The sequence below is a fragment of the Streptomyces sp. NBC_00209 genome (assembly GCF_045206345.1).
In the GTDB taxonomy this organism is placed as follows: Bacteria; Actinomycetota; Actinomycetes; order Streptomycetales; family Streptomycetaceae; genus Streptomyces.
Genome location: NZ_CP108121.1, coordinates 5,226,445 through 5,240,409 on the forward strand (window position 1 = coordinate 5,226,445; position 13,965 = coordinate 5,240,409).

Here is a 13,965-nt window from a genome sequence, read left to right on the forward strand (position 1 = left end):
CACATGGCCAGCAGACCCCTGTCTGCCGCGCTCGCCCTCGTCGCGGGAGCCGCCGCCCTCGTGGTCCCCGCCACGACGGCCGAGGCGTCCGCCCCGGGCACCAAGGACGTCACCGCCGTCCTCTTCGAGTGGAAGTTCGACTCCGTCGCCCAGGCGTGCAAGGACACCCTCGGTCCGGCCGGCTACGGCTTCGTCCAGGTCTCGCCGCCCCAGGAGCACATCCAGGGCAGCCAGTGGTGGACCTCGTACCAGCCGGTCAGCTACAAGATCGCCGGGCGGCTCGGGGACCGTACGTCCTTCGCCCACATGGTGAACACCTGCCACAGCGCGGGCGTCAAGGTCGTCGCGGACTCGGTCATCAACCACATGACCAGCGGTTCGGGCACCGGCACCGGCGGCACCTCGTACACCAAGTACAACTACCCCGGCCTCTACTCCTCGGCCGACATGGACGACTGCACCGCCCAGATCAGCAACTACGGCGACCGCGCCAACGTCCAGAACTGCGAGCTGGTCGGGCTCGCCGACCTGGACACCGGCGAGGACTACGTACGCGGCAGGATCGCCGGTTACCTCAACGACCTGCTCTCACTCGGCGTCGACGGATTCCGCGTCGACGCGGCCAAGCACATGCCCGCCGGTGACCTCGCCAACATCAAGTCCCGGCTGAGCGACCCGGGCGTCTACTGGAAGCAGGAGGCGATCTACGGGGCCGGCGAGGCCGTCTCGCCCGACGAGTACGCGGGCACCGGCGACGTCCAGGAATTCCGCTACGCCCGCAGCCTCAAGCAGGTCTTCAACAACGAGAACCTCGCCAATCTGAAGAACTTCGGCGAGGGCTGGGGCTTCATGTCCTCATCGAAGGCCGCGGTGTTCGTGGACAACCACGACACCGAGCGGGGCGGCGACACGCTGAACTACAAGGACGGCGCCCGCTACACGCTCGCCAGCGTGTTCATGCTGGCCTGGCCCTACGGCTCGCCCGACGTCCACTCCGGCTACGAGTGGTCCGACAAGGACGCCGGCCCGCCCAACGGCGGCACGGTGAACGCCTGCTACAGCGACGGCTGGAAGTGCCAGCACGCCTGGCGCGAGATCTCCTCCATGGTCGGCTTCCGCAACACCGCGCGCGGTGAGGCCGTCACCAACTGGTGGGACGACGGCGGCGACCGGATCGCCTTCGGGCGCGGCTCCAAGGCGTACGTGGCGATCAACCATGAGGGCTCCTCGCTGACGCGCACGTTCCAGACCTCGCTGCCCGCCGGCGACTACTGCGACGTCCAGTCCGGCAAGGGAGTCACGGTCAACGGCTCCGGCCAGTTCACCGCGACCCTCGGCGCCGACACCGCGCTCGCCCTGCACACCGGCGCCCGCACCTGCGGCGGCTCCACCGGCACCACCGACCCGGGTACGGAGACCGGCACCGCCGGAGCCTCCTTCGGCGTCAACGCCACCACCCGGCTCGGCCAGAACATCTACGTCACCGGCAACCAGTCCGCCCTCGGCAACTGGAACACCGGCAGCGCGCCGAAGCTGGACCCGGCGACGTACCCGGTCTGGAAGCTCGACGTGAGCATGCCCGCGGGCACCACGTTCGAGTACAAGTACATCCGCAAGGACGCGAGCGGCAACGTGACCTGGGAGAGCGGTGCCAACCGCACGGCCACGGTGCCGTCCTCCGGCAAGGTCACCCTGACCGCGGACGTCTGGCGCGGCTGACCTCCACCCCCCACCGCCGGACGGGCCGTCCCCCAGCGGCCCGTCCGGCCCCGCACACCCCCGTACCCCTCCGAGGAGAGCCCGAGTGAAACGTCCGTACCCGCGCGTGCCCGCACGCAGAACGGCGACCGCCGTCGTCGCGGCCGCCCTGTGCGCGGCCCTGGTGCCCGCGCTGCCTGCCGCCGCGGCCCGGCCGCCCGCCGCGCCCTCGGACGCCAAGCTGGCCGCCCAGGCCACCCGGCACGACCTGACCCGCGAGCAGTTCTACTTCGTGATGCCCGACCGGTTCGCCAACGGGGACACCCGCAACGACCGCGGCGGGCTCACCGGTTCGCGCCTGGAGACCGGCTACGACCCCACCGACAAGGGGTTCTACCAGGGCGGAGACCTCAAGGGGCTGACCGACCGGCTCGACTACATCAAGGGGCTCGGCACCACCGCCATCTGGCTCGCGCCGATCTTCAAGAACCGGCCCGTCCAGGGCACCGGCAAGGTCGCGTCGGCCGGCTACCACGGCTACTGGATCACCGACTTCACCCAGGTCGACCCGCACTTCGGCACCAACGCCGACCTGACGAAGCTGATCGACAAGGCCCACCACAAGGGCATGAAGGTCTTCTTCGACGTCATCACCAACCACACCGCCGACACCGTCGACTACGCCGAGAAGACCTACGGCTACAAGTCCAAGGGCGCCTACCCCTACCTCGACCGCGACGGGCGCCCCTTCGACGACGCCGCCGGCATGGCGAAGGTCGACGCCGACTCCTTCCCGTACAAGCCGGTCAGCGGCGGCGGCAAGACGCCGTCCTGGCTCAACGACCCGACGATGTACCACAACCGGGGCGACTCGACGTATGCCGGCGAGTCCACCACGTACGGCGACTTCTCCGGTCTGGACGACCTGTGGACCGAGCGGCCCGAGGTCGTCTCCGGCATGGAGAGGATCTACGAGAAGTGGGTCCGGGACTTCGATATCGACGGGTTCCGGATCGACACCGTGAAACACGTCGACATGGACTTCTGGACCCAGTGGGCCACCGCGCTCGACGCGTACGCGGCCAAGCACGGGCGCAAGGACTTCTTCATGTTCGGCGAGGTCTACTCCTCGGACACCGCCGTCACCTCGCCGTACGTCACCCAGGGCCGGCTGGACGCCACGCTCGACTTCCCCTTCCAGGAGGCGGCCCGGCAGTACGCCTCGCAGGGCGCCCCGGCATCGAGGCTCGCCGCCGTCTTCGGCGACGACTACCGGTACACCACCGACGAGGCCAACGCCTACGAGCAGGTGACCTTCCTCGGCAACCACGACATGGGCCGCATCGGGACCTTCCTGAAGCAGGACAACCCGGAGGCCGGTGACGCGGAGCTGGTGCAGCGCGCGGAGCTCGCCGACGAGCTGATGTTCCTCGGCCGGGGCAACCCCGTCGTCTACTACGGCGACGAGCAGGGCTTCACGGGCGCGGGCGGCGACAAGGACGCCCGCCAGACCATGTTCGCCTCGAAGACCGCCGACTACCTGGACGACGACGAGCTGGGCACCGACCGCACGCACGCCTCCGACGCGTACGACGAGACCCACCCGCTCTACCGCACCATCGCCGCCCTCTCGAAGCTGACCCGGGACCACCCGGCGCTCCGCGACGGCGTCCAGACCGAGCGGTACGCCGAGGGCTCGGTGTACGCCTTCTCGCGCACCGACGCGAAGCGCGGCGACGAGTACGTGGTCGCCGTCAACAACGGCACCTCCGCGAAGACCGTCGCGCTGCCCACCGGATCCGCCCGCATGGATTTCCGTACGCTGTACGGCGGTAAGGGCACGGTCCGCAGCGGCGCCGACAGGACCGTCGAGGTCACCGTCCCGGCCCTGTCGAGCCTCGTGCTCCGCGCCGCCAAGCCCCTCGCGGCCCCCACCGCCAAGCCCTCCGTCACCCTGAAGGCGCCCGCCGCGGGCGCCACCGGCACCGTCGAGCTGACCGCCGACGTGGACGGCGGCTCGCTCAACCGGGTCGTCTTCGCCGCCCAGACCGGCAACGGCACGTGGACCACGCTCGGCACCGCCGACCACGCCCCGTACAAGGTCACCCAGACGCTGAGCGACAAGACCGCCGCCGGAACGCCCCTGCGCTACAAGGCCGTCGTGGTGGACCGCACCGGCCGCACCGCGAGCGCCACCGCCTCCTCCACGGCCGGACAGGCGCCCGCCCCCGCCAAGCCCGTCGCGGTCGAGCGGGACTACGCCGTCGTCCACTACCAGCGCGCCGACGACGACTACGACGGCTGGCAGGTCAAGTCCGGCGAGACCACCGCCGCGTTCGCCGGGCGCGACGCGTACGGCGCGTTCGCGTGGATCAAGGTGCCCGAGGGCGCCGCCACCGTCCCGTACACCGTCGCGAAGGGCTCCACCACCGACGGGCCCGAGCGCACCGTGGACCTCGCCAGGACCGGTGAGGTGTGGATCGCGCAGGGCGAGGACGGCCAGGCCGACACCGCGCCCGACGGGGCCTACCCGGACCAGGACACCACCAAGGCCGTCCTGCACTACTACCGGGCCGACGGCGACTACGACGGCTGGGGGCTGCACACCTGGACCGGCGCCAAGGAGCCCACGGACTGGGCCAAGCCGCTCCAGCCCGTGAAGAAGGACGCCTCAGGGCTCACCTTCGAGGTCCCGCTCACCGACGGGGCCACCGCGCTCAGCTACCTCCTGCACCGGGGCGACGAGAAGGACCTCCCCAGCGACCAGTCCCTCGACCTCGCCACGTACGGCCACGAGGTGTGGCTCCTCGGCGGCCAGACCGGTTACCTGCTCCCGCAGGCCGGCGGCGTGCCGACACCCGACCTCACCAAGGCCGAGGCGCAGTGGATCGACGCCGGCACCGTCGTCTGGAAGGTGAAGGCCACCGAGGCCACCAGCCAGCAGCTCGTGTACGCGGACAAGGGCGGCATCACCGTCAAGGACGGCGCCCTCAGCGACGAGGGGCAGTGGCTGCGCCTCACCCCGGCCGCGCTCACCGACGCCCAGAAGGCGAAGTACCCGCACCTCAAGGACTACCCCGCCTTCACCGTCGACGCCCGGGACCGCGACCGCGTCCGCGAGGCACTGCGCGGCCAGCTCGTCGCCACGCAGCGCGCCGCCAACGGGGCCCTGCTCGCCGCCACCGGGGTGCAGAGCGCCGGAGTGCTCGACGACCTCTACGGCGCGAGGGCGAGCGGCGCCGCCCTCGGCCCGGTCTTCCGCCACGGCACCCCCACCCTCTCGGTCTGGGCGCCCACCGCCCGTACCGTCGCGCTCGAACTCGACGGCAGGACCGTGCCCATGCGGCGCGACGACCGCACCGGCGTCTGGTCCGTCACCGGGAAGAAGAGCTGGACCGGCAAGCCGTACCGGTACGTCGTGAACGTCTGGGCGCCCACCGTCCAGAAGCTCGTCACCAACAAGGTCACCGACCCCTACTCCACCGCCCTCACCACCGACTCCGCCCGCAGCCTCGTCGTGGACCTGGAGGACCCGAAGCTCGCTCCCAAGGGCTGGAACACCCTGCGCAAGCCCGCCGCCGTGCCGCTGCGCGACGCGCAGATCCAGGAGCTCCAGATCCGCGACTTCTCCCTCGCGGACCCCACCTCCCAGCACCCCGGCGAGTACCTGGCCTTCACCGACACCCGCTCCGACGGCATGAAGCACCTGACGGAGCTCGCCGACGCCGGCGCCGGCTACGTCCACCTGCTGCCCGCCTTCGACATCGGCACCATCCCCGAGAGGAAGAAGGACCAGGCCAAGCCCGCCTGCGACCTGTCCGTCTACGCCCCCGACTCCGCCGAACAGCAGGAGTGCGTGACGAAGGCCGCCGCGAAGGACGCCTTCAACTGGGGCTACGACCCGCTGCACTACACCGTCCCCGAGGGCAGCTACGCCTCCGACCCGAACGGCACCCGGCGCACCGTCGAATTCCGGCAGATGGTCCAGGGCATCAACGGCGCCGGCCTGCGGACCGTCATGGACGTCGTCTACAACCACACCGTCGCCTCCGGCCAGGACAGCAAGTCCGTGCTCGACCGGATCGTGCCCGGCTACTACCAGCGGCTCCTGGAGGACGGCACCGTCGCCACCTCCACCTGCTGCGCCAACACCGCCCCCGAGAACACCATGATGGGCAAGCTCGTCGTGGACTCGGTCGTCACCTGGGCCAAGGAGTACAAGGTCGACGGCTTCCGCTTCGACCTGATGGGCCACCACCCCAAGGCCAACATCCTGGCCGTCCGCAAGGCCCTCGACGCGCTGACCGTCGCCAAGGACGGCGTGGACGGCAAGAAGATCATCCTGTACGGGGAGGGCTGGAACTTCGGTGAGATCGCCGACGACGCCCGCTTCGTCCAGGCCACCCAGAAGAACATGGCCGGCACCGGCATCGCCACCTTCTCCGACCGGGCCCGCGACGCCGTACGCGGCGGCTCCCCGTTCGATGAGGACCCCGGCGTCCAGGGCTTCGCCACCGGCCTCTACACCGACCCCAACACCTCCACCGCCAACGGCACGCAGGTCGAGCAGAAGGCCCGCCTGCTGCACTACCAGGACCTGATCAAGGTCGGCCTCACCGGCAACCTCGCCGACTACACCTTCACCGACACCTCCGGGAACACCGTCAAGGGCTCCGGCGTCGACTACAACGGCGCCCCGGCCGGCTACGCCGCCGCACCCGGTGACGCCCTCGCCTACGCCGACGCCCACGACAACGAGACCCTGTACGACGCGCTCGCGTTCAAGCTCCCGGCCGGCACCCCGGCCGCCGACCGGGCCCGCATGCAGGTCCTGGCCATGGCGACGGCGACCCTCTCGCAGGGCCCCGCGCTCTCCCAGGCCGGCACGGACCTGCTGCGCTCCAAGTCGCTGGACCGCAACTCCTTCGACAGCGGCGACTGGTTCAACGCCCTGCACTGGGACTGCCGGGCCGGCAACGGCTTCGGGCGCGGACTGCCGCCGGCCGCGGACAACGAGGCCAAGTGGTCCTACGCGAAACCCCTGCTGACCAACGCCACGGTCACCCCGGGCTGCGCACAGATCAACGGCACCTCGGCCGCGTACCGCGACCTGCTCACCATCCGCACCACGGAGAAGGACTTCGACCTGGCGAGCACCGCGCAGGTGCAGTCCCGGCTCGCCTTCCCGCTGTCCGGCAAGGACGAGACCCCCGGCGTGATCACCATGCGCCTCGGCAAGCTCGTCGTCGTCTTCAATGCGGCCCCCGGCACCATCACCCAGAAGGTGGCCGCGTCGGCCGGACAGGACTACGTCCTGCATCCCGTCCAGGCGAAGGGCGCGGATTCTACTGTCAAGAAGTCCTCTTACGAGCGGAGTTCGGGCAGCTTCACCGTTCCGGGACGCACGGTGGCGGTGTTCACCCTGCGCTGACCGCCACGGGACTACCGTATGGGCAGCCGCCCGGGGGTTCAGGGCCTTTCGTTTGGATCAGGCTGGGCTCGCGGGTCGTGGCACGCGTGTCTGCGGCGTTGTCGTCGGTTGCCAACGCTCCGCGTTGTCGCCCTCCTCCGCCTTGCAGCCACACGCACCACGACCCGCTCCCTGATCCAGCCTGATCCAAACGAAAGGCCCTAGCTTCACACACCCCCGGGCACGCCTTTCACTCCACCTGTGCAGCGACGGTGACGATGGCCAGCAACCTCCCCGAGGAGACCACCAGCTTTGTCGGACGAACGGCCGAGCTCACCGGGCTCGAACACGCCCTCGCCACCGGCCGACTGACCACCCTCACCGGCACCGGAGGCGTCGGCAAGACACGGCTCGCCCTCCGCGCCGCCCGCCGCGCCGCCCCCGGCTACCGCGACGGCGTCCGGTGGGCCGACCTCGCCCCGCTGCACGACGACGAACTCCTCCTCGCCACCGTCTCCGACGCGGTCGGCCTCAGCGACCACACCCTGCGCCCGCCCATCGACGTGCTGTGCGAATGGCTCGCCGACAAAAAGCTCCTGCTCGTCCTGGACTCCTGCGAGCACCTGCTCCCCGCCTGCGCCCACCTCCTCGGCGAGATCCTCACCACCTCGCCCGGGCTCACCGTCCTCGCCACCAGCCGCCAGCCCCTGAACCTGCGGGGCGAACAGCTCGTGGAGGTCGACCCGCTGCCCGTCGACGGCGCCGCCGACGCCCTCACCCTCTTCCGGGAACGGGCCACGGCCGCCGCCCCCGCCACCCCCTTCCGGGAACCGGGCACCGCCGAGGCGGCCGCCGACATCTGCCGCCGCCTCGACGGCATCCCGCTGGCCATCGAGCTCGCCGCCGCCGCGGTCGGCCGGCAGAGCGTCCAGGAGATCGCCCAGCGCCTCGGCTGCCGTCTCGACGTCTTCGCCGACACCTCGCTCCGCCCGGTCCGCCACCGCACCCTGCGCACCACCATCGGCTGGTCCCACGAGCTGTGCACCCCGCTGGAACGGCTCCTGTGGGCCCGGCTCACCGTGCTGCGCGGCGACTTCGAGGAGGACACCGCCGTCACCGTCTGCACCGGCGGCCCCCTCACCGAGGACGGCGTCCGCACCGCCCTGCGCGGCCTGGCCGCCAAGTCCGTCGTCAGCCGCGAGGGCACCCGCCACCGCATGCTCGACACCCTGCGCGAGTACGGCCGGATGTGGCTCGTGGAGCTCGGCGAGGAACGGGAGGCCGCGGACCGGCACGCCGCCTGCTTCCTGCGCCTCGCCCGCAACGCCCACGCCGGGTGGACCGGCGACGACCAGATCCTCTGGTACCACCGCATCGCCGACGCGCACGCCGACCTGTGCGCCGCGCTTGACCACCTCCTCGAACACGACCCCGCCGCCGCCCAGGAGATGGCCGGCCGCATCGGCTTCTTCTGGTGCTGCTGCGGTCACCTCCCGCAGACCCGGGGTTACGCCCAGCGCGCCCTGGACAACGGACCGGCCGGCGGCCCCCACCGCACCCGGGCGCTGTGGGTGCTCGGCATCTGCGTCCTGCTCCAGGGCGACTACCCGGCCGCCGAACGCATCGGCCGCGAGTGCGTCCGAGAGGCCGCCGCCGACGGCACCGACGAGGGCATCCTCGCCGCCGCCTATCTGCGCGGACTCACCTACCTGATGACCGGCGACCCCGAGAAGGGCCTGCGCGAGGCGCGACGGGTCCTGCGGACCACCGCGTCCGGGACCCGGCTCGAAGCGGCCTACCGGCTGCGCTGCCACCTCATCACCGTCTTCGCCCTCACCGGGCTCGGCCGGCTGGAGGAGGCCGCGTCGGCCGCCGTAGTGCTGCGGGCGGCCTGCGAGGCCCAGGACGAGTGCTGGACCCGGTCCTACGTCGACTACCAACTCGCCCTGATCGCGCTGCTCCAGGGCCGCGCCGCACCCGCCGCCGCGCACGCCCGGGCCATGCTCGCCGGCAAGCACCGGCTCCGCGACCGCTTCGGCATCGCGCTCGGCCTCGACATCCTGGCCGCCGCCATCGCCGCCCAGGGCGAGGGTGCCAGGGCCGCCCGCGTCTACGGCACCGGACAGGTCTACTGGCGCATGGTCGGCCACCCCCAGCGCGGCACCCCCGAGCTGGGCCCGGTCCGCGAGATCTGCGAGCGGCGCGCCCGCGAGGCGGTCGGCGACGCGGCGTACCGGCGGGCCTTCGAACAGGGCCGCGCCGACAGCGCGGAGGCGGGCCTCGCCCTGGCACTCCACGGCGAACTGCTCACATAGTGAATCCTTGTTGTGCGCCTTCGCCGGTACGGGAAGGCTGGGCGGCGTCCGTCCACGCCCCGACCGCCCCGGAGACCGCCATGCCGCAGATCACCGTCGACTACTCCGCCGAGCTCGGCGACGCCTTCGACCGCCCCGCGTTCGCACTCGCCCTGCACCCGGTCGTCGCCGAGACCGTCGACACCAGGATCGCCGCCTGCAAGACCCGCTTCCGGCGGGCCGAGGAGACCGTGGTCGCGGACGCGCCGGACGGCGACGCGCTCGTCCACGTGGACATCTCGCTGCTGCCCGGCCGCACCCCGGAGACCAAGGCCCGGCTCACCGAGGCCGTCCTGGAGCTGCTGCGCGCGCACCTCGGCACGGGCACCGGCCCGGCGCTGCACCTCTCGGTGGAGGCCCGGGACCTCGACCCGTCGTACCGGAAGGTCTGACCGGGCCCGGGTGCAACCCGGCGGGCGGTCCAAGGCACTTACCGGGTGAGACCGTCTCCGGAAGGAACCACCCCTGTGCTGAAGTACAGCCGCCGCTCACTGCTCCACGTTGCCGTGGCCACGGCCGCCCTGACCGTCGCCCTGTCCGCACCCGTGCCCGCCTCCGCGCTGGACGGGGCCGGGCGCACCTGGGCGGCCGAGGCCGCACCGTACGGCGACGCCACACTCCTCGACGTCGCGGATGTGGGGCGGGGGAGGACCTGGGCGGCCGGGTTCACCATCCACAACGAGGGCCAGGTGACGCGCTTCCGGCCCGTCGTCGCCGAACGCGCCGAGCCCGGCGCGGCGTGGACACCCGTGTCCTCGGCGACCGCGGCCGCCGGTGAGGTCAGCAGCAGGGTCAACGCCATGGACGCGAACGGCGGCCGTGACGTGTGGCTCGTCGGCGACGACTCCGCCGCCCTGGACGGAAAGGTGTACACCCAGCACTTCGACGGCAAGCGCTGGCAGGTCGTGCCGATGGACCTGCCGGAGAAGGCGGAGTACGGCTCCCTGCTGGACGTGGACGCGCGTCCGGGAGGCGCCTGGGCCGCCGGTATCGCGCAGATCGAGGTCTCCCGCACCTGGAACGAGGCGAAGGGGACCTGGAGCATCCAGTACCGGAGCGCCGGGATCGTCCGCCACTTCGACGGAACGACCTGGCGTGACGTGCCGATCCCCGAACTCCCGGGCGATTACTGGTACTTGAATGGTGTGCAGGCGGTCGCCGACGACGAGGTCTGGGCGACCGGTTACGACGGGGACAGCGGCAGCCCGCTGCTGATGCACTACGACGGCGCCTCCTGGCAGCGGGTGGACGCCCCCGGCGTCACGGACATCCCCGGCCAGGCCCAGAAGCTCGCCGTGTCCGGGGACGGCACGGTGTGGCTGGTCGGCGAGGACTGGTCGCCCGAGGACGGATCGACGCGCGCCCTGGTCGCCCGCCACGACGCCACCGGCTGGCACAAGCTCGCCGTGCCGGACGTACCCGCACGGCTCTTCGGCGTCACCGCACGCCCCGGAGGCGGCATCGCCGTCGTGGGCCAGAGCCTCGGCGAGCGGCGGGACGCGCTGGCGTGGGTCTGGGCGCCCGGGAGCCGGGGCCACTGGAAGGACCTCGGGCTTCCGCGGCCCGCTGCCACGGACCCCTCGGTTCCGGCGGAGAACGCCGCGAACGCGGTGACCGGTGGCCCGGCGGGGCTCACGGTGGTCGGCACCTCGACCGCCGGGGGCGCGGAGCCCCAGCCGTTCGTGTCCGTACGACGCTGACCTCCGGGGCGGCGTCCGCGCCGCCCCTACGGCAGCCGCTGCGTGGGCACCGTCGGAACGGCCGGAGCCAGCGCGGAGAGCCGGGTCAGCAGGTCCCCGAACGGCCCGTCCGCCGGCTCCTGCGCCAGCACCCGCAGCACGACCCCCGCCATCTCCTCGTCGTACGCCGCGCTCACGGCGGCCAGCGCGGCGAAGTCGTGCACGAGCTGCAACTCCAGCTCCGCCCGGGGCACCCGCCGCCCGTCCAGCCAGAGCAGCGCCGTCGACTCGGCGAGCGACACCCAGGACCGTACGACCAACTCCAGCCGGGCCGGGGGCTCCCCGACGTCCAGATGGGCCAGGATCTGTGCGCAGGCGGCCTGGCGCACCCCGTCGATCATGGCGTTCGCCGTGGACGAGCCCACCGCCGGACCGCCCCGCATCAGCGCGGCGAACCCGGGCCCGTGCCCGTCCACGAAGTCGAAGAACCGGCCCATCACCCGCAGCAGCCGGGCGCCGAGCGGCCCTTCACGCGGCTCCATGAACCGGGCCGCCAACTCGTCGGCCGCCCGGCGCAACGCCGCCTCGTACAGGCTCTGTTTGCCCGGGAAGTAGTGGTAGACCAGGGGCCGCGAAATCCCGGCCGCCGACGCGATCTCATCGATCGACACCTCGTCCGGCGTCCGGTGGCTGAACAACTCCAGCGCGACGCCGATCAGCTGCTGCCTGCGCTCCTCGACGCCCATCCTGCGCCGCACCCCGGTCGTCATGCCCTCCAGCGTACCGACCGGTGGGTCCGGGCCGGATCAGAGGTCCAGCACCAGCCGCTCCCCGCCCCGGCACCGGGATACGCAGATCAGCATGGAGTCCGCGCGCTCCGCGTCCGTGAGCAGGTCGTCGTGGTGCTCCACCTCGCCTGCCAGGACGCGCTGTTGGCACGTACCGCAGAAGCCCTGCTCGCAGGAGTACGCGACATGCGGCAGTTCGGCGCGCACGGCGGCCAGCACCGACTGGTCCGCCGCGACCGGGACCGTACGCCCCGAGCGGCGCAGCTCCACCTCGAACGGGGCCGCGCCGGCCGGGTCCGGGCCCGCCGCCGTGAAACGTTCCAGGTGCAGGGTGCGGCCGGGCGGCAGAGCGGCGGCGACCGCGTCCATCAGGGGCTCCGGGCCGCAGCAGTGGACCGCCGTGCCCTCGGCCGTGTCCGCGAGGGTGGCGGCGAGATCCGGGTGGCCCGCCTCGTCCTGCGGCACGACCGTGACCCGGCCCCCGTCGGCGCCCAGCTTCTCGACCTCCTCCAGGAACGGCATCGTGTCCCGGCTCCGGCCCCCGTACAGCAGCCGCCAGTCGGCGCCCTCGGAGGCCAGTCGGCGCACCATCGGCAGGACCGGGGTGATGCCGATGCCGCCGGCGATCAGGAGATGGGCGGGGGCGTCGGCGAGCGGGAAGCGGTTGCGCGGGCCGCGCACCTCGACCTCGGCGCCCTCGTGGAGCACGGTGTGCAGCTCGCGGGAGCCGCCGCGCCCGTCCTCGACGAACCGCGCGGCCACGGTGTACGAGCCGGTGTCGGCGGGGTCCCCGCACAGCGAGTACTGCCGGACCAGGCCGGAGGGCAGCACCAGGTCCAGGTGGGCGCCGGGCTCCCAGGCGGGCAGATCCGGCCCTTCCAGGCGGAGTTGGACGACGCCCTCGGCTGGGCTGGTCCGCCCGGTGACCAGCAGCCGCCGTCCGGTGGTCGAACGGCGCGTGTTCCGGCCGGATAGGGGTTCGTCCAGCGCGGGCATCGGCCACAGCGGGGACTTCTGTATGCGCCGGCGCACCGCCCGCCGGGCGAGCAGCACGGCTCCGGCCACCACAGCGACCGTGAGCGGGCGGGGGAGTGGCAGGGAACGCGGCATGGTCAGCGGGCTTCCGTCGTACGGGCCTCGGCCGCGACGGCGGCGGGCGAGCGGGTGAGGTAGTCGACGGCCTGGGCCGTGCTGCCCTCCTGCGAAGGATGGTACGTACGGCTCAGATAGCGCGGGATCGACCGCAGCATGGACGGGGTGCTGGGCAGGGTGCCGTGCCGGCCGCTGCGGTAGAACTGCCCGAAGGACGCCTTGCCGTCCAGCAGGCTCGGGTCGTTCTCCATGAAGAACCGGGTGCCGCGCTGCCAGAGGAAGAGCAGCGCGGAGAAGGCCGTCGCCCAGGTCCGCACCCGCCGCCGGTACCCGCCGTCGACATGCATGAACACGTCGAAGGCGACCGAGCGGTGCTCGACCTCCTCGGCGCCGTGCCAGCGCAGCAGATCCAGCATGGTCGGGTCGGCCCCGCGCCGGTCCAGCTCATCGGCGTTGAGTATCCAGTCGCCGAGGAAGGCGGTGTAGTGCTCGATCGCCGCGATCGTCGCCACCCGCTCCTTCAGCCACCAGGCGCGCGCCCGGCCCGGCGGCAGCGTGCGGTCGCCGAGCAGCCTCTCGAAGAGCCAGTCGACCTGCGCGGTGTACGGCGTCGGGTCGAGCCCCAGCTCCTTGAGGTGCGGGAGGACGTCGTCGTGGGCCTGGGAGTGCATCGCCTCCTGGCCGATGAAGCCGATGACGTCCTGGCGCAGCTCCTCGTCGTGGATGTACGGGAGCACCTGGCGGTACACGTGGATGAACCAGCGCTCCCCGGCGGGCAGCAGGAGGTGGAGCACGTTGATGGTGTGTGTGGTGAACGGGTCGCCCGGCACCCAGTGCAAGGGGGTCCGGTCCCAGGCGAAGCTGACCCGGCGGGCCTTGAGGGCGGTCCGCTCCGCCGCGACCGCCGCTGGCTGCGTGTGAGACATGGTGTCAACATACTGAGG

At 72.2% G+C, this 13,965-nt stretch carries 8 protein-coding genes; 5 read left to right on the plus strand and 3 right to left on the minus strand.

The features are described 5' to 3' along the window. The first annotated feature begins 3 nt into the window (after window positions 1-3). The 5 genes from OG867_RS23770 (at window position 4) to OG867_RS23790 (ending at window position 11,162) form a co-directional block, all read left to right on the plus strand. Window positions 4-1,719 carry a carbohydrate-binding module family 20 domain-containing protein gene (locus OG867_RS23770; RefSeq protein ID WP_406288254.1) on the plus strand — a complete coding sequence of 572 codons (1,716 nt, stop codon included), beginning with the start codon at window positions 4-6 and terminating at the stop codon, window positions 1,717-1,719. A gap of 85 nt (window positions 1,720-1,804) precedes the next feature. Then, a complete protein-coding gene (gene pulA, locus OG867_RS23775) occupies window positions 1,805-7,129 on the plus strand; it encodes a pullulanase-type alpha-1,6-glucosidase (protein WP_406288257.1) in 5,325 nt (1,774 codons plus the stop codon). A 257-nt stretch (window positions 7,130-7,386) separates the two neighbouring features. Next, entirely contained in the window at window positions 7,387-9,423 is a 2,037-nt protein-coding gene (locus OG867_RS23780; RefSeq protein ID WP_406288259.1) for an ATP-binding protein, read from the plus strand. Between the two features lie 80 nt (window positions 9,424-9,503). Beyond that, window positions 9,504-9,854: a 5-carboxymethyl-2-hydroxymuconate Delta-isomerase gene (locus OG867_RS23785; RefSeq protein WP_328899875.1), complete on the plus strand. Its 351-nt coding sequence runs from the start codon at window positions 9,504-9,506 to the stop codon at window positions 9,852-9,854. A gap of 75 nt (window positions 9,855-9,929) precedes the next feature. Continuing rightward, window positions 9,930-11,162, plus strand: a complete 1,233-nt coding sequence (locus OG867_RS23790) for a hypothetical protein (protein ID WP_406288261.1) — start codon at window positions 9,930-9,932, stop codon at window positions 11,160-11,162. Window positions 11,163-11,188: 26 nt separating this feature from the next. Here the strand turns inward: OG867_RS23790 and OG867_RS23795 are convergent, their stop codons facing one another. The 3 genes from OG867_RS23795 to OG867_RS23805 are packed head-to-tail and all read right to left on the minus strand — an operon-like array spanning window position 11,189 to window position 13,947. Then, window positions 11,189-11,911, minus strand: a complete 723-nt coding sequence (locus OG867_RS23795) for a TetR/AcrR family transcriptional regulator (RefSeq protein WP_406288263.1) — start codon at window positions 11,909-11,911, stop codon at window positions 11,189-11,191. 36 nt (window positions 11,912-11,947) lie between these two features. Continuing rightward, window positions 11,948-13,039, minus strand: coding sequence for a PDR/VanB family oxidoreductase (locus tag OG867_RS23800; protein ID WP_406288265.1), 1,092 nt, complete (start codon window positions 13,037-13,039; stop codon window positions 11,948-11,950). Window positions 13,040-13,041: 2 nt separating this feature from the next. Continuing rightward, entirely contained in the window at window positions 13,042-13,947 is a 906-nt protein-coding gene (locus OG867_RS23805; RefSeq protein ID WP_328899871.1) for a metal-dependent hydrolase, read from the minus strand. Window positions 13,948-13,965 lie beyond the last annotated feature (18 nt).